This window comes from Algoriphagus persicinus (assembly GCF_035156415.1).
GTDB lineage: Bacteria > Bacteroidota > Bacteroidia > Cytophagales > Cyclobacteriaceae > Algoriphagus > Algoriphagus persicinus.
The window spans coordinates 67,361-85,290 of record NZ_JAYEEY010000001.1 but is presented as its reverse complement, the minus strand read 5'-3'; the positions used below and the strand labels follow the sequence as shown (position 1 = coordinate 85,290).

Here is a 17,930-nt window from a genome sequence, read left to right as displayed (position 1 = left end):
CGCAAAGGTAAGACTTTTCAGAGTAGCAAGTAGCTGGATGAAGGTATCAAGATAAGAGAACCAAGATTTTAGAATCAAGAACTTTCAATTCCCATTTGAGGGAAAGACTTGACGGAAATTTAAATTATAAACACATGAAAAAAGTAAATTTAGGGATTGGGTTATTTGCTTTAAGCCTTGCCTTTTTTATTCCGCAAAATGCAATGACCGAAGAAGAAATAAGAGAATGTTTCGAAGCCTACTACCCTGCCACTTTTTGTCCAACTCAAGGATTTGACAATTGTGTGAATCAGATTTGTCCTCCACCCGAGCCAGTTCCATGTGAAGATGGTGAAATTTGCCCCCCGAGTAATAAAGTGAGGTAAGTACTTGGCTAGCTATCATAGCAGCCAATTTTCTATTCTATGTGCGAACTTTGTAAATAATCAATGACATTATCCAAAAAATCTATAGTATTGTTTTATACCATAACTTCAATAGTTTGTTCTTGTCAAGGAATATCTAAGAAGTCAAATGCTTTAGTGCTGCACCCCTCCGAGGAAGTTTTAATTCTACCCATTGATCAGAACACACCAAATATCAGCATGGGCCTGGTATATAAAGACGGGAATCTGATAAATGTAAATTGGAAAACAAATTCCTTGCACTTTTTTGATTTGACATCTAATACAAAAGATAAAGAAATCCTCTTTGATCAAGAAGGGCCAAATGGTGTTGGAAGTATTTTTGGGATTTATGTACATACTTTAGACAGCATATTTCTCTTTACTCAAATGACATCAGTAATCGTATTAGCAGACACTACTTGTAAAATTTAAAACAGAATTAAATATAATGCTCCAGATCGTTATTCTAATTCCTTTGCTCACAATTCCTATTTACTTAGTCCTCCAATATTTAGAAACGACGAGTTGACAGTAAAAACGCATATTTCGGGAAATTATAGACCAATGACTGAAGAGGCTCTTTCGAAGTCATCCATGGCCTATTCTGTTAATTTAAATTCTGGAAATGTCAAGGTGGAGGATTTAGAATATCCTGAGAATTATCTTTCTAATGGGCTAAAACTTTTTGAACCAAGCATAGTTTTTCATTCTAATTACACCGTGTTTTCGATTTTTGGGGATCATAGAATATTCAAAAAAAGTAATTCAGGGATGCTGGAGTCATTTGAAGGAAAGAGTCAATTTCTAGACGAATATTTACCAAAATTTCCAATAGATGGTGCACGACTGGAAACGCACCAATATCTTCTTGGTTCTTCTAGATATGAATCCTTGTTGAATGACAAATTCCGCAAAGTCTACTACAGAATTGCTTATCCTACAATCCAAATCACAAAGTAGGAAGAGCTTATAAAGCTACGACAAAGCCCCGGCCCATTCGTTGTCCAAGTTTTTAATGAATCCTTAGGGCTTATCACAGAACGCTATTTTGAGGATGAAATATATTTGCTAAATAATGTATTCATCACAGAAAAAAGGCTTATACATTTCAATAAATAACCCTTATAATCCTACAGTAGTAGAAGATCCCTTTAGGTTTAGGTTGTTTGAACTTATGAATGTTGATAACTGATTTTATATGGCTCACTGGTTACTATAAGGCGAGAAAAATTTCAACCTTGGATAGTTTGGTTGGCAGCAATTGATAGGTAATAAAAGTAAAATTGACCTTACCTTAAAAATTATACTATTTGCTCTTTAAAAATGGCTCGGAGCAATCGGCTCAAAAAAACATAAAAATCCTAAAATACGGCTCAATTACTAATAATATTGAGCCGTATTTTTGTATATTTTGAGCCGAACCTATTATCAATGAAAAAGAATCATCAAATCGTTTTGGATTTCATTCATGAAAGCAAACAGGTTTCACGGGCTCAAATCATGAGCAATTCTGGTTTAAATGTAAGTGAATCCACTCTCAAACGGCTTGTTGCTGATTTAGTCAAAGAAGATTGGATTATTCCAGTTGGAAAGGGCAAAGCTACTACTTACACTTCCTCTCCAAAATTGGAAATCATTTTCCCTATAGAGATGGATTCCTACTTTCTTAATGAACAGGATGAAAGAAGGATAAAAGGAAGGTTTGACTTTGGTGTTTTTGACAACTTAAACCGAACAACACTCTTCACTGATGAAGAGCAAATCCACCTTTCTAATCTTCATTCCAAATTCCAGAATAAGACACTGGAACTGACTTCATTGGAAATTCAAAAAGAGATGGAAAGACTGGCTATCGACCTAAGCTGGAAATCTTCGCAAATAGAAGGGAATACGTACTCACTTTTAGAAACGGAACAGCTGCTGAAAGAAAAAAAGACTGCTGCTGGAAAATCAAAAGAAGAAGCGGTCATGCTACTCAATCATAAAGAAGCAATCGATTTCCTCGTGGAACAGCCTCAATATGGGGCAACTTTATCACTAAAACTTATTGAAGAAGTGCATAGCCTATTGGTCAAGGAATTGGACATCAATAGGAATATCCGAAGAAGGAGAGTTGGGATCACAGGCACTAATTATAATCCTCTTGATAATGAATTTGAAATAAGAGAAGCATTGGATAAAACTTGTGATCTTGTAAATTCCAAAAAATCAATTTATGAAAAGGCTTTTTTAAGCTTAATTCTAATCTCCTATATTCAGCCTTTCGCTGATGGAAATAAGAGAACTTCTCGAATCCTATCCAATGGGGTTTTGATTGGAGCAAATTATTGTCCCCTTTCTTTTCGGACTGTAGATCCACTAGACTATAAAAAAGCAATGCTGGTTTTCTATGAACAAACCAATATTACAGCAATGAAAAGTCTATTTATTGAACAAGCTGAGTTCGCAGTAAACACTTATTTTTAATCTTCTAAAGTAAAGCCTCCGATTAACTTGTAAGAGATTAAACAAATCTTGCCTGCCTTTTCCTTACTTTTGCGGCATGAATTACCTTTCGGTCGAAAATCTCAGTAAAGCGTTCGGTGAGCGCAAGCTTTTTTCCAATATATCTTTTGGCATTTCCCAGGGTCAAAAAATCGCCCTTGTAGGCATCAATGGTGCCGGTAAGTCCACCCTGATGAAAATCATTATGGGTTTGGAGATACCTGACACAGGTGAAGTTGGCACCAATCAGCAGATAAAAGTGGCTTATGTACACCAAAACCCGGTTTTTGAGGGCACAATGAGCATTTACCAGACCATCTTTGACCAAAGTAATTCTGAAGTGCTCAACGTGATTGAAAATTATCACAAGGCAATGCTAGAGGCTGAACGCGGCATTGATAATTCTGATAAAATGTCAGTATTATTTGAGAAAATGGATGCCTTTCAAGCTTGGGATTTTGAATATCAAGTAAAGGAAGTACTGGGAAAATTAGGCCTTCATGATACCGATCTTCCAGTGGGAACTCTTTCTGGAGGGCAGCGTAAACGAGTAGCTTTGGCGAAAGCCATTTTGGAAAAACCGGATTTGTTGCTTCTCGATGAGCCTACTAACCACCTTGATCTAGAAACTATCGAATGGCTGGAAGACTATTTGGCAAAAGCCAATCTTGCCCTGTTTATGGTGACTCACGATCGATATTTCTTGGAAAAAGTAACCAATGAAATCCTTGAACTCGATCAGGGAAAAATACATCGCTACCAAGGAAACTATGGCTACTTCTTGGACAAGAAAGAAGCGCGCATGGAGATCGAGGATATAGAGCTTGAAAAAGCCAAAAGCCTCTACAAAAAGGAATTAGACTGGATACGCCGTCAGCCTAAAGCAAGAAGTACCAAGGCTAAATACCGTGTGGATGCTTTCGAAGACACCAAAGAAAAAGCCTCTCAGAAACGTGAAGAGCGTGATATTCAATTGACTGTAACTACTCAGCGGCTTGGAAATAAAATCATTGAAATCGAAAAAATAAACAAGGCTTTTGACGACAAAACCATTGTAAAAGATTTCTCTTATACATTCAAAAAGAAAGACAGAATTGGGATAGTGGGGCCAAATGGTGCCGGAAAGACCACTTTCCTGAATATGATCACAGGACAGATGTCGCCTGATTCAGGAAAGGTTGCCATCGGGCAGACCACCGCTTTTGGCTATTACCGACAGGAAGAAAGTAGTTTTGATGAGGAAAAGCGGCTGTTGGATATTGTAAAAGAAGTAGCCGAAGTGGTGACTATTGCAGGTGGTGCTACCATCACTATTTCTCAGTTTTTGACACAGTTTGGATTTCCTCCAAAGCAACAACATACGCCAGTCGCAAAACTCAGTGGTGGAGAGCGAAGAAGACTTCAGCTACTGATGGTTTTGATCAAGAATCCTAATTTCCTGATTCTGGATGAGCCTACCAATGATCTGGATCTGATGACGTTGAACACGCTGGAAGAGTTTTTGGATACCTTTCCAGGTTGTTTGATCATCGTTTCTCACGACAGGTATTTCATGGATAGATTGGTGGAGCACTTGTTTGTCTTTGAAGGAGAGGGCGAGATCTCTGATTTCCCTGGTAATTATTCTGAGTTCCGTGAGACAGAAAAGGAGAATGGTGGCAAAGAGATTAGAGAAAAGGGAAAAGAGATTAAAGAGGAGAAGCAAGAAGTAGCTACCAAAAATCAAGTTGACGCTCCAACTAAGGCAAAAGCCAGTTTTAAGCAAAAGAATGAGTTCAAGGAAGTGAATGCTGCCATGGCTAAATTGGAAAAGGAAAAATCTACCATTACCGAAAAAATCTCGGCTGGCATCGATGATCATGAGGAATTGATCAAGCAATCCAATCGAATGGGGGAAATCGATGCTGAGCTGGAAGAATTAGAATTGACTTGGCTGGAATTAAGTGAGCTAGACGGGATAGAGTAATTGTGAATTTAGCATCATTGCGAACGACGCAGGAGTGAAGCAATCACATAATAACAAACAGATTGCTTCTTCGCTCGAACCTCGCGACTCACGATGACGTCAAAATCTAATATCTTGTGTCTTGCTACTTACTACTTTTCAATAAATCCCCTCAGCCCTCTTTAACAAGTTTCTCGTTTCCAAAACAAGGGGAGTAGCCCAAGGGGGAATTGCCAAATTCTTGAGTCTTGCCTCTATAATCTTATGTCTTGATACCTAGCTACTTGCTACTAATACAAAAATGCCACTTTCACCCCACCATACCAATTCCTAGTCGGTGCTGGCTGGTAATATCTTCCGCCAAAAGGATTGAGGTCGTTACCAAGCGAATAGCTTTCATTCAGCAAATTATCCACACCGGCAAAAGCTTCCAATTCCCACTTTCCCGCAAAACTTCTAGCCCAACCGAATCTTGCATTGACCAAACTGTATGCATTCTGATAAATTGTATTCGCATCATTGAGCGGGATTTCTTCCACGTATTGGTGGGTTAAATTCACATAGAATCCTGGTGAAGTCCGAAGATCAATACGGGTAACTACCGTGTTTGGAGAAACTCCTGTCAGGTCATTTCCAGAGAAATCATTTTCTCCTTTCTGGTAATCATTAAATTTAAAGTAATGCCCCGTGAATGCTGTTCCGATTTTTAAATCATTTATAAAGCCCATTTCATTTCGGATCAACGCATAATCAATCGCAGCTTCTATTCCTTTTTGATCAGTAGATCCTGCATTTCTGAATAATACTACACCTTGAGAATTGGTATAAGTTGTTATCGTCTGATCTAGTTTGAAATAAAATGCAGTCAAATCCAGATTCAATTTTCCTTTCCCCATTCTATAGCCTACTTCATAATTTATCCCTTTTTCAGCTTCTAGGGTAAGATTTAAGCTTCCTTCATTGGTGCGGACTTCATCGATGGTCGGAGGAGAAAAACCACTGCTGATACTGCCGAAAACTCCAGAATAGTCACTGAACTGATAATTCAGCGCAAAACGCGGAACTACAATTGGATCGAATTTTCTTTCTTGAAGTCCAGTTGATCCTCCTGAAGCATCGATTTGTCTGTCTATTTCCAAGCTGCTGAAATTCTCACTGAGTGCGAAAGTCACGATAAGGTCCTCTGTCAAATTCCATTCTGCTTGTTGAAACAAAAATCCTTGTCTGGCTCGAAGTTTATCTGCAAACCGCACTGTATCAGCTACACCATTGACATTTCCAAAATTCTGTGCATCCGTCAAGCTGGTCTGGTATTCGCCCCCAGCTATAATTCTCAGGTCTTTCCCTACCAATTTTCCATCAAAAGTGAATTTTGTCCTTCCTCCAAATCCAAAGCCCAATTCCTTTTTGTAATCCAGAATAAATGGATTTTCAAAGTCATTGGTATTCAGGTATAGGGTGGTAGAGTTCTTGAGCTTCGCTGAAAAGCTATACAATTGGCCGATCGAAGCGAAGACAGACTGCTGGGAAATAGAACTGTTTTGGTTCACTGATCCAGGTCTAGCTTGAGTAGGATCTTCCGCCAACTGAGCGGCATTTAAGGCACCGGGAATCTGATAATCCAGATCAGAGATCAATAGTTGGGTTCGTATTTCCTGCTTGTCTGAAACAGAGAAAAATCCCCCCAACTGAAAAACTTGTCTATCCATCGCCGAATGCTCCCGATACCCATCTGCTTTTTGGCTAACATAAGACGCCTCAAATCCGCCATTTCCCACTTGCTGAGAAACTCCCAATCTATAACGGGTCAAACCATAATCCCCCACCATAAAATCAGCTGATACTCTTCCTCCCATTGGATTTGCAGGACTATAGAGATTCACTACGCCACCATTACCTGCTCCATAGATACTTCCCGAAGGGCCTTTAATTACTTCGGCATTACGGATATTGGCGAGATCTAGGAGGTTCAGCGCAGTCGTGCCATCTGGGGAAGTGAAAGGAACTTCATTCCAATATACCTTCACATTTCGAACACCAAATGGTGCCCGGAGGGAGCTGCCTCGAATGGAAATTCTGTAGCTAGCTGGAGCACGTTCTTCAATACGAATCCCTGGCTTAGTATTGAATGAGTTGACAATGGAAGTTTCATTGAACCGATTGAAGTCTTGCTCGGACACCACCGCTATGGCGGCAGATTGCTCCAAAAGTGGTCGCTCTGATTCGAATGCTGTAACAGTGACTTCGGATAGGATAAGTGATTTTTCGATTAATTGTACTACATGCTCCCCTACTCCAAATGTTGCAGAGAAAGCTTCATACCCCGATTTGAAGAATGTAAAAATCTGATTTTCCGAACCAGGAAAAGCTAGAATTCCTGATGAATTAGTGATTTGGGATTTGCCAGTTCTGGGTCGAATTCGCACATTCTCCAAGGGATTTTGTGTTTTCGCATCCACTACTTTGATCTGGATCTGAGCCTGACATAATGTGGAAATCAGTAGAAATATCAATGTAAAAGTTTTATTCATACTGGCAAGTTAATGGCTTTTGGGCTGAGTTGGAAAAATGAATACACCAAAGGTCATTCTCAAGCCCCCAAAATCACTTTCAGCTTTCGATTCCCATACAAAATTGGTAGTATTCGGGCTTAAACCTTCCTTATGAAATCGAGCATGTCGCTGGCGTCACACACTAGGATGATTAGTATGTATGCGAGATTCCATCCCGTTTCCTTCGTCTCGGGACAGGTTATGACTTTTGAAAAACAATTATTATCACATGAAAAAAATACTTTGGCCAGCACTTTTGCTGATACTTACTTTTTGTCAAGAAAAAGTGGCCCCACCAAGCCCGGTCCTCCCAATTCCAGATGCAAAACAAATCGCATGGCAAGAACTCGAATATTACGGATTTGTGCATTTTAATATGAATACATTCTCGGATAGAGAGTGGGGTTTTGGAGATGAGAAACCTGAAATGTTCAACCCAACTGACCTTCAGCCTAGGCAATGGGCACAAGTAGCCGCTGAAGCTGGTATGAAAGGATTGATCATCACAGCAAAGCATCACGACGGCTTTGTTATTTGGCCTTCAGCTTACACGGAGCATTCTATCAAAAACAGTCCTTGGAAAGATGGAAAAGGCGATCTGATTAAGGAATTGGCTGAAGCATGCAAGGAATACGGTTTAAAATTCGGTATATATTATTCGCCTTGGGATAGAAACCATCCTGACTATGGTAAACCGGAATACATCACTTATATGAGAAACCAGCTTACAGAATTACTTTCCAATTATGGGGATATTTTTGAAGTCTGGTTCGATGGCGCCAATGGAGGAGATGGTTATTATGGAGGTGCGAATGAGGTTCGGAAAGTTGATAAATTAACGTATTACGACTGGCCAAATACTTACAAACTTGTGCGTGAATTGCAACCTGGCGCGATGATGTTTAGTGATGGTGGGCCTGATGTGCGATGGGTAGGAAATGAACATGGCTTTGCCTACGAGACTACTTGGTCCAATTTGATGCGAGACTCAGTCTATGCAGGCATGCCAGAATATCCGGAAAAATATGCAACTGGACAAGAGAACGGCACACATTGGGTACCAGCGGAAGCTGATGTTTCTATTCGTCCAGGGTGGTATTATCATAAATATGAGGATCACAAGGTCAAAACGCTTCCTGAATTATTGGAAATCTATTATAAGAGTATTGGGCGAAATAGCTCATTGTTGATCAACTTCCCTGTGGACACCCGTGGTTTGATTCATGAAAATGATGTGGAGGCGATTTTGAAGTTTGGCGAAAAGATTAAAGAAGACTTTGCAGTAAATCTCGTGGCAAAAGCAAGCGTAAGTGCTGATGTGGAGCGTGGAAGTGGATATGAAGCCAAAAACGTACAAGACGAGGATTACGAAACGTACTGGACAACTCCAGATGGTGGAAAAACAGGAGAGATCACTATTGATTTTGGATCAAAAACCACATTCAACAGACTATTGATTCAAGAATACACGCCTCTTGGTCAGCGGGTGAAGGCTTTTGTGCTAGAGAAAGAGTCAGATGGCAACTGGGAGAAAATCACGGAAGGAACCACAGTTGGGCATAAAAGAATACTTCCATTTCCTGATGTCTCAGCTTCGAAAATCCGGGTAAGATTCACTGACGGAAAGGACATTCCAGTGATCTCAAAAATCGGAATTTACAATGCACCGAAGCTTTTGCTTGCTCCGAGTTATTCTAGGGCTATCACTGGAGAAGTAACATTGAACTCTCCAGATGAAGGGTTGGAAGTTTATTATACGCTGGACGGATCAGAGCCGAGTACGGAAAGCCAAAAATATGTAGCGCCTTTCCAAGTTGATAAGGCGAGTACATTGCAGGTTATTTCTGTAGATCCTATGTTAAAAGAGGAAAGTGAGTCTCTCCGAATTGACGTTGATCTTTCCAAAGCGAAATGGGTTGGCTCTATCCAGCAATCCGTGAAAGCAATTGACGAAAATGCAGGATCTTATTTTACTAGTGAGAACAATAACCTGACCGTTGATTTGGGAGGGACGGTATCTCTCACAGGCTTTACGTATTTGCCAATGCAAGGAAGATATCCGAGTGGGTTTATTACCAATTATGTATTTGAAGTAAGTACTGATGGTAAATCTTGGACAATTGTTTCCTCTGGAGAATTCTCGAATATAGTCAATAGTCCTATCGAGCAAACCATCCGCTTTGATAAAGTAAAAGCAAAGTTTATTCGCTTGAAAGCCACAAAAACTGCTGATGACAATCCAGCCACATTTGCGGAGATCGGAGTTATTACAAGGTAGGAAAAGAGTGCGAATGTAAAAGATCACTTACCAGCCACATTAATTAGATGGCAAATAAATATCATTTTGGTTACATTACCGCCCCCCTGATTCACTTCACCCAAAATCTAAAAAATCATGAATAGAAGAATAGCCCTAAGGCATCTTGCATTGATTTCTGGAGGAATGGCACTCATTCCTTCCTGCGATTTCAGTTCAGATGACATCCTGGCCGCATATGACAATCTCAAGGTTACTGCTACGCAAAAGCAACTCTTGGGAGCAATATCCGATACAATTATTCCATCTGGAGAATTAAAAGGAGCACTGGAAGTGGAAGTCCCTGATTTTATTCTGGTGATGGTGAATGATTGTATGAAAAAAGAAGATCAACTTCAATTTACAAATGGCCTTGCGGCGTTTCCTGCTTATGCAAAAAACATAACTGGGAAAAAATTTGATAAGCTGAGCACCATCGAGAAAGAAGGCCTGATCCAAACCGGAATAGATCTTCAGCCAGCGGAGGCCGCTGCAGGAGAAATGGATAAAGCTGTCTCGTATTTTTTAAATACGACTAAGCGACTCACGATGCAAGGCTACATGGCCTCAGAGTACATTCAGACCGAAATTATTCCTTATTCACTGATCCCTGGCCCTTACAATGGTGCAGCACTAATCTCAGAAATTCAAAAACCTAGAATCAATGGCTAATCTGAATATCCGTAATAAACAAGAAAGAACATATCAAGCAATTATAGTAGGCTCAGGAGCCAGCGGAGGATGGGCGGCAAAAGAATTCGGTGACTTAGGAGTGAAAACTCTCCTACTCGAAAGGGGAAGAAATGTAGAGCATATCAAGGATTATCCCACCACCAATATGCTCCCCTATGAATTCAAGCATAGAGGCAGACTTCCGCAGAAAGTTCTTGATGAAAACCCAATCGTATCCAAATGTTACGCGTTTGGAGAGGATTCTGAGCATTTTTTTGCCAAAGATGCCGAGCAGCCTTATATCCAAGAAAAACCATTTGACTGGATCAGAGGGTATCAGGTAGGCGGAAAATCTCTGCTCTGGGCGCGGCAGGTTCAGCGCTGGTCTGACTATGATTTCGAAGGTCCAGCTAGGGATGGATTTGCTGTGGATTGGCCGATTCGCTACAGAGACATAGCTCCTTGGTACAGTCATGTAGAAAAATTTGCAGGTGTATCAGGAAATAGAGATGGGCTTGATACCTTGCCAGACGGAGAGTTTTTGCCAGCATACGATTTGAATATTGTTGAGAAACATTTCGCTCAAAAGCTGAAGGAGACTTATGGGGGTGACCGTCACATGATCTCTTCGCGCTGCGCCCACATTCATGAGCCAAGACCGGAATTTACTGCCCAAGGGCGCGCATCCTGCCAGAATAGAAACCTCTGCCAGCGCGGATGTCCTTTTGGAGGATATTTCAGTAGTAATTCTTCTACTATTCCATGGGCTTTGAAAAGCGGAAATGTGACTTTGAGACCAGATTCGGTAGTTCACTCGGTGATTTATGATGATGAAAAAGGTAAAGCGACCGGCGTCAGAGTGATAGATGCGCACACCAAAGAAGTGGAAGAATTTTATGCTGATGTGATCTTCATAAACGCTGCTGCAATCAATTCCAATGCTATTTTGATGAATTCTACTTCTGCTAGATTCCCGAATGGTTTGGGCAATGACAGTGGAGTGCTGGGTAAATATTTTGCTTTCCACAATTATAGAGCTGGTGTAAGCGCATCCTACGAAGGCTTTATGGAACATACCACCACGGGTGGCCGCCCTACCAGTGGCTATATCCCTAGATTCAGAAACGTGAAAAATCAGGAGACTGGCTTCCTTCGTGGCTATGCTGGAGGGTTTAGTGCTTATCGTGGTGGGGGCTATGTCGCTGACGCTAGAGTAGGGATGGATTTAAAAAATAATATGCTGAATCGAATTCCACCCGATGGGCCTTGGAGGGTGGGTTCGCACATGATGGGGGAGACAATTCCCAAAGAATCCAATTTTATTGCATTGGATAGGGAGAAACTGGATCCTTATGGCCTTCCAACGTTGAAATTCAATGTGGACTATGATGATAATGATGAGAAAATGATCATTGATTATCAGGAGCAAATTTCAGAAATGTTTGACAAGGCGGGTTTCACGGACATCTCTGTTCGTGATGATCACAGAGTTCCCGGCTTGGATATTCACGAAATGGGCGGAGTGAGAATGGGTAAGGATCCAAAAACCTCCATGCTTAATGCAAACCATCAGCTTCATGCCGTGCCAAATGTGTACGTTACAGACGGAGCCTCAATGACATCTACTTCTACGCAGAATCCTACGCTGACCTATATGGCATTTGCTGCCAGAGCAGCACATCATGCTGTCAATGAAAGTAAAAATTAACCACAAAAAGTGAATTGGAGATGAAAAAACCCTTGAGAATCATGATTTTCAAGGGTTTTTTCTTTGATGCTCTGCTCAACAAGGACAGCCTAATACTACTGTGCTACAGTGATTTCCAATATAAAATCTCTAATAATCAGATATTTATTCTCCAAAGTGAACAATTTTGGAGTTAATGCGTGTTAAAAAACAGGTTAATAAACCAGCCCAAAACATTATGAAGTCGGCACACGGAGTGATGATTATCCGTAATGCGAGATTCTCCCGAATCGAGTTCGGGACAGGCTATGTGACCTTAAAAAAACAAATTATAAACACATGAAAATAGGCATTGTTTGCTACCCGACCTTCGGAGGTAGTGGAGTAGTAGCGACAGAACTTGGTAAAGGTCTAGCAAAAATCGGTCATGAAGTTCATTTCATCACGTATAAGCAACCTAGCCGATTAGATTTTTTTAGCGAAAATTTATACTATCACGAAGTAGATATTAAAAGCTATCCACTTTTCGAACATGCCCCTTATGAACTGGCTCTAGCCAGCAAAATGGTGAGCGTAGTAAAATACGAAAAACTTGATCTTCTTCACGTTCATTACGCCATTCCGCATGCATCTGCTGCTTATATGGCAAAACAGATATTAAAAACACAGGGGATTCAAATTCCTGTAGTGACCACACTTCATGGAACCGATATTACGTTGGTAGGGAAAGATCCGAGCTATGAGCCGGTGGTAACATTTAGCATTAACCAATCAGATGGGGTCACGGCAGTTTCGAAAGATCTGAGAAAGGAGACCTATGCTTTTTTTGATATCCATCGGGAAATCGAAGTGATTCCAAACTTTATTGATTTGGAAAGATTTAAACGCCAGAAGAAGGAGCATTTTAAATTAGCAATCTGTCCTAATGGCGAAAAACTATTAGTTCATACTTCAAATTTCAGAAAAGTAAAGCGTGTAGAGGATGTAATTCGGGTATTTTATGAAGTCCGAAAAGAAATCCCCGCAAAATTACTATTGGTAGGTGATGGTCCAGAGCGTGATAAGATGGAGCGACTTTGTAGGGAATTGGGCACTTGTGATGATGTCCGTTTTCTTGGAAAACTCGATGCGGTAGAAGAAGTACTCTCTGTTGCTGATCTATTTTTGATGCCGTCCGAAAAGGAAAGTTTCGGACTTGCTGCGCTGGAAGCTATGGCATGTGAAGTGCCTATTCTCACTTCCAATGCAGGAGGTATCCCAGAGCTAAATATAGATGGAGTCACTGGCTTTGTCTCAAAAATTGGGGATATTCACTACATGAAAGAAAAAGCCCTTTTCATATTGGACGATGCTAATCTTCCGACCTTCAAGAAAAATGCACTTGAAAGAGCGAAGGAATTTGATATTTCTAATATTCTACCACATTATATTTCCTATTATCAAAAGACCATTGAATCAACAATGGCACAGATTTGATTAAAAAATGATTATTGTCATGAATTTCACAGTGACAAAAGGGCGTTTTAAATTATCTTTGTATGTAGATTTTTAATTGGGCCTCAGAAATTTTAGTAAAATTAGAACCAGTAGCGTATGAAAAAGATAGGAAGATTGGATAAGCCGGATAATTTTGGTACAGCCCAGATTTTCTCAAACCCAATTCTGGAAAAAATTTCGAGAACAAACATATTAGTGCCCATTACCATGTTCATCATTCTAGGGGGAATTTCTATTTACTTTGGAATTCAGAAAACATCTGTTGGCGTAGGCACAGCTATTCTTTTATTTGTAGTTGGATATATTGGATTTACACTGGTGGAATACATGATGCACAAGCATTTTTTCCATATGGAGCCAAACACTCCTATTAAAGACAAATTGCAGTATACTGTTCATGGAATTCACCATGACTACCCTAAGGATAAAGATAGATTGGCAATGCCTCCATTTGTGAGCGCTGCTTATGCTGCTATTTTATACCTAATATTCAAATTAATTATGGGAGATTTGGCATTCTATTTTTTGCCGGGTTTTTTGCTAGGTTATGCGCTCTATTTGGGGATACACTATTTGGTACATGCCGTACAGCCACCAAAAAACTTCTTTAAAGTACTTTGGGTACACCATGCGATTCATCATTACAAAGATCCCGATGTGGCTTTTGGAGTAAGTACGCCGTTGTGGGATTATATACTGGGCACGATTCCCAGAAAGGACTAAATATTATCAACCTCCTAATTGTTCTGGGAAAGTTTTTTCTAAAAGGCTATTATAGTCACTGTGGGCACGGACGTTTTCACTGAGTAGCACAGTTTAGAGATAATGGTCTCACTTAGAGTCTGCCTGTTCGTTTGGCAGGAAGTTCTAATTCATGAGTGTTTTTTTCTTTAAGTACAATGACTAAAATTTCGATAATAGGCCTAGGCTGGATTGGTTTGCCCTTAGCCCAGCTTCTTCAAGTAAAAGGACACACGGTAGTTGGAAGCACCACTTCGGCTGAAAAGCAGGCTAAGATTTTAGGTCTCGGTGTGCAGGCTATTCAGTTTTCACTTGTTCCTTTCCCTCAGGGTAATGGCTTTCAAAAGTTATTTACTAGTGAAGTATTAGTAATCAATATTCCTCCTAGATCCCGCTCAACTGACGGGAAGTTTTATTTGGAGCAAATCAAGTTTTTGCGCAGCATGGTAGATCAGTCTGCAGTTAAGAAAATCATATTCGTATCAAGTACAGGCGTATATCCGAAAGAAAACCGTAAAGATGCCTATACAGAAACAGAAAATCTTGATAAATTCCTCCCTGGAAATGAAACGATTTATCATGGTGAATTACTGTTTTCAAAGGATAGAAATTATGAGCTGACTATAGTAAGATTTGGTGGCTTGCTAGGGGATGATAGGATCCCAGGAAAATATATAGCAGGTAGAGAGAATGTCGTAGGTCACACTCGGGTGAACTATATCTACAGAAATGATGCTGCCAGAATGCTAGCATGGATCATTGGAAATGATCTTTGGAATGAAATCTATAATGGCGTAGCACCTATACATTCGCTGCGGAAGAAAGTGTATGAACAGAATGTTATTGACCTAGGGTTTGAACCGCCTAAAAGCTATCAAAATGCTTTCGAGGGCGATGATCGCTTGGTGTCTGGTTCAAAAATTCTCAGTACAGGCTTTGAGTTTGAATTCCCAAACCCGCTAGACTTTCCTTATTCCAAAGAAAACTAGTGTAATCGAGTCCCATTTGGAACTGGTCTATCCACGGAAGCCAGTATTATACTCCCTTCTTCGTCGCTGAATCCTGTGATCAAAATTTCAGACATAAAATCAGCAATCTGCCTAGGTGCAAAATTGCATACGCACAGCACTTGCCGACCGATCAAATCTTCGGGCTTATAGTGTTCAGTTACTTGGGCTGAGGATTTTTTTAAACCTAGTGCCGTGCCCAAGTCAACCCAAATTTTATAGGCTGGTTTATGAGCTTTATCGAATGGTTCAACATCTATAATAGTGCCTGCACGCAATTCTATTTTGTCGAAATCTTTGTAGTCAACCGTTTGCATAGTGGATTTTTTTCTTAATTTTAAGGATCTTTTATAAAACCCTAAATAAAAGACTAACGTTTACATATTCCAACTATGATCATAAAAACTGATTTTTCTTTCAGAAAGCTTGCCATTTTCTGCATCGCTTTATTTGGGGTGTGCTTTTGGGCGGGGGATTCAATGGCTCAGGGCGAGCATGAAAAGTCAGAAATGGAACATGAAAAACCTCTTGAAAAGCCTTTGGTAGAAAATCAATCTGATCAAATTGATATTCAAACCCGTGACAGTGTAACGCCGGCAGCTGTAGGAAATGTGACAAACATCAAATCTACCGTCCCGAAAAAGGAAACTCAATTAAGCGGAGAAGGTAAAAAAGCTGAATTTACTCCATCTACCTTGTCTTTTAATATTTTTCTCTACATAGTAGATAAATTCAAAGCAGATTAATCAGCTCTCTGATAAGAATTTTTCTAAATCTTGGAGACTTATCATTCCTTCGTAGTATGCTCTTCCAAAAACTGTGGCAGACACGCCCATGTCTCTTAGTCTCTTAAAATCGTCAACTCCTCTTACCCCGCCACTAGCGGCTAGACTGATATCAGGAAATTTATCTCTGACACTCTGGAAAAGAGCAAAGTTAGGCCCTTCCATTACTCCATCTCTGGTGACATCGGAACATTTTAAATACTTCAACCCTCTTTCATAGAAAAAATTAATATGATCAAAAAGATCAATTTCAGTTTTCTTTAGCCAACCTCTGATTTTAATCTTATTATCTACTGGGTTGACATCAGCTGCCATATTGATTTTTTCTCTACCATAGGAAAGGATGAATTGAGCAAATCGCTCTGGATACTTAGCCGCCACTGAACTCACGGTAATGGTATTGGCCCCAAATTCAAAGCATTTGATCACATCACCATCGGTAGAGATTCCGCCTGTAAAATCAACTTTTAACTCTGTATATCCCGCAATAGCTTCTAGGATATGGTAATTTTTAGGCTCTCCTCTACGCGCACCATCCAAATCTACCAAATGGACTCTTTTAAGCCCTATAGCTTCAAAAGCTTGAGCGATCTCCAGGGGGTTAGTAGATATCACCTCTTCAGTGGAAAAGTCTCCTCTCTTTAGACGGACACATTTTCCATTTATAAGCCATATGGAAGGAACAATTTCAAACATTTTATATAAAATCAGTTTTTTAGCTAGTGTGATTCAGTCTAAAGATAGTACTCCTTAGCGCTATAACTCTTAGCCAAGATGCAAATCTTTTAATACAATGACTATTTTGAATAATTAGGGTTGAATCAGTTCTACTTTTTCAATACCTCAATTTAGCTATTTTCCCTTTAGCTCCAGATGCCCAAACTGAACCATCCGCATGTCCCAGCTTTACAGCATGAAAACCTTCCTCTGAAATCTGGTGCCAAGTAACACCGGCATCTTTTGAATAATCAGAGCCACTTGGCCCAACTGCGATCAACCATGTCAGTCTTGGATAATACACAACACCAGATCGGTAACCGCGAGGGCCTAGCTGAGGTTTAATCCATTCCTTTTTGCCGGGAACAAAAATAGCAGCATTGCCATCTTGCATAGCTTCATTCAAATAATCTCCACCTACTGCTACGATTTCTCCGCTACCCATGGTGGTGATGGCAAAAATACCCTGAGATGATTCTCCCTGAATAAAAGGAGTATTATACTTTTCCCAACTTACCCCAAGATCCTTCGAAAAATGAAGATTTGATTCTTTTCCTCCTGTTCCGATCCATAGGTGATTTCCCTCAGCCAAAAGGGAGGATGCACTGGCAGCGAAGGCAGCTTCTCCTTCCGTTGCACTCGGGAGTGAATCTACAGGATACCAAGTGTCTCCTTGATTAGCGGTTTGTAAGATTGTCCATTTGCCTTGGCTAGGATCTCCAATGACAAAGCCGCGACTTTCTGAGGAAAAGCTAATACCGTCCAAGAAAGCAGATTCATTCTCCTGGTGCCTGAGTTTCCAGGATTCTCCTCCATCAAGCGTTTTATATATAACTGCAGGTTGCCCAGCTGAGACTGCGACAGCAGTGAGCGCATTGAAGGCATGAATAGATCTAAAATCCACAGTATCCAGCCCAGCTATCACACCATGATCCCATGTCTTCCCTCCATCAATTGTTCTCAGCCAGGTGCCTTGACTTCCGCTTGCCCAGGCAATTTCATCCGTGAGTGGAGAAAGGCCTCTTAGTGATGACTCTACAGGCGTCTCAAGCACATCCCAACCAGTGGGGCTTTCACTTACATTTGAATCCTCAGATTTTTGGCAGGAAAAAAGCGCTACCAAAAATGATAGCGCTAATAAGCTTCTTTTAATCATATAAT

General features: G+C 40.4%; 14 protein-coding genes and 1 pseudogene. 11 read left to right on the top strand and 4 right to left on the bottom strand.

Annotated elements, in window-relative coordinates:
• Positions 1–134 precede the first annotated feature (134 nt).
• The 4 genes and pseudogenes from U3A58_RS00330 (at position 135) to U3A58_RS00315 (ending at position 4,836) form a co-directional block, all read left to right on the top strand.
• Positions 135–365, top strand: a complete 231-nt coding sequence (locus tag U3A58_RS00330) for a hypothetical protein (protein WP_323821380.1) — start codon at positions 135–137, stop codon at positions 363–365.
• Positions 366–428: 63 nt separating this feature from the next.
• Positions 429–1,346, top strand: a pseudogene (locus U3A58_RS00325) (DUF4221 family protein).
• A 471-nt stretch (positions 1,347–1,817) separates the two neighbouring features.
• Entirely contained in the window at positions 1,818–2,852 is a 1,035-nt protein-coding gene (locus tag U3A58_RS00320; protein WP_323821379.1) for a Fic family protein, read from the top strand.
• Positions 2,853–2,928: 76 nt separating this feature from the next.
• A complete protein-coding gene (locus U3A58_RS00315; protein WP_323821378.1) occupies positions 2,929–4,836 on the top strand; it encodes an ABC-F family ATP-binding cassette domain-containing protein in 1,908 nt (635 codons plus the stop codon).
• Positions 4,837–5,105: 269 nt separating this feature from the next.
• Here the strand turns inward: U3A58_RS00315 and U3A58_RS00310 are convergent, their stop codons facing one another.
• Entirely contained in the window at positions 5,106–7,346 is a 2,241-nt protein-coding gene (locus U3A58_RS00310; protein WP_323821377.1) for a TonB-dependent receptor family protein, read from the bottom strand.
• A 250-nt stretch (positions 7,347–7,596) separates the two neighbouring features.
• On the opposite strand from U3A58_RS00310, the gene U3A58_RS00305 reads away from it, so the two are divergent.
• The 6 genes from U3A58_RS00305 to U3A58_RS00280 all read left to right on the top strand — a co-directional run bounded on the left by U3A58_RS00305 (position 7,597) and on the right by U3A58_RS00280 (position 15,249).
• Positions 7,597–9,645 carry an alpha-L-fucosidase gene (locus U3A58_RS00305; protein ID WP_323821376.1) on the top strand — a complete coding sequence of 683 codons (2,049 nt, stop codon included), beginning with the start codon at positions 7,597–7,599 and terminating at the stop codon, positions 9,643–9,645.
• Between the two features lie 117 nt (positions 9,646–9,762).
• Positions 9,763–10,335, top strand: a complete 573-nt coding sequence (locus U3A58_RS00300) for a gluconate 2-dehydrogenase subunit 3 family protein (RefSeq protein ID WP_323821375.1) — start codon at positions 9,763–9,765, stop codon at positions 10,333–10,335.
• Positions 10,328–12,043: a GMC family oxidoreductase gene (locus U3A58_RS00295; RefSeq protein ID WP_323821374.1), complete on the top strand. Its 1,716-nt coding sequence runs from the start codon at positions 10,328–10,330 to the stop codon at positions 12,041–12,043. Before U3A58_RS00300 ends, U3A58_RS00295 begins: the two co-directional genes overlap by 8 nt.
• Before the next feature lie 318 nt (positions 12,044–12,361).
• Positions 12,362–13,498: an N-acetyl-alpha-D-glucosaminyl L-malate synthase BshA gene (gene bshA / locus U3A58_RS00290; RefSeq protein ID WP_323821373.1), complete on the top strand. Its 1,137-nt coding sequence runs from the start codon at positions 12,362–12,364 to the stop codon at positions 13,496–13,498.
• Between the two features lie 117 nt (positions 13,499–13,615).
• A complete protein-coding gene (locus U3A58_RS00285; RefSeq protein ID WP_323821372.1) occupies positions 13,616–14,242 on the top strand; it encodes a sterol desaturase family protein in 627 nt (208 codons plus the stop codon).
• 176 nt (positions 14,243–14,418) lie between these two features.
• On the top strand, positions 14,419–15,249 hold the full coding sequence (locus U3A58_RS00280) for a Rossmann-fold NAD(P)-binding domain-containing protein (protein WP_323821371.1): 831 nt from the start codon (positions 14,419–14,421) through the stop codon (positions 15,247–15,249).
• Here U3A58_RS00280 and U3A58_RS00275 read toward each other — a convergent pair.
• A complete protein-coding gene (locus tag U3A58_RS00275; RefSeq protein WP_323821370.1) occupies positions 15,246–15,584 on the bottom strand; it encodes a tRNA-binding protein in 339 nt (112 codons plus the stop codon). The genes U3A58_RS00280 and U3A58_RS00275 overlap by 4 nt on opposite strands.
• A 75-nt stretch (positions 15,585–15,659) precedes the next feature.
• Here U3A58_RS00275 and U3A58_RS00270 point away from each other — a divergent pair, with 75 nt between their 5' ends.
• Positions 15,660–16,013 carry a hypothetical protein gene (locus U3A58_RS00270; protein ID WP_323821369.1) on the top strand — a complete coding sequence of 118 codons (354 nt, stop codon included), beginning with the start codon at positions 15,660–15,662 and terminating at the stop codon, positions 16,011–16,013.
• Here the strand turns inward: U3A58_RS00270 and U3A58_RS00265 are convergent, their stop codons facing one another.
• Both U3A58_RS00265 and U3A58_RS00260 read right to left on the bottom strand, forming a co-directional pair.
• On the bottom strand, positions 16,014–16,748 hold the full coding sequence (locus U3A58_RS00265) for a 1-(5-phosphoribosyl)-5-[(5-phosphoribosylamino)methylideneamino]imidazole-4-carboxamide isomerase (RefSeq protein ID WP_323821368.1): 735 nt from the start codon (positions 16,746–16,748) through the stop codon (positions 16,014–16,016).
• A 139-nt stretch (positions 16,749–16,887) separates the two neighbouring features.
• On the bottom strand, positions 16,888–17,925 hold the full coding sequence (locus tag U3A58_RS00260; protein ID WP_323821367.1) for a WD40/YVTN/BNR-like repeat-containing protein: 1,038 nt from the start codon (positions 17,923–17,925) through the stop codon (positions 16,888–16,890).
• Between the last annotated feature and the right edge of the window lie 5 nt (positions 17,926–17,930).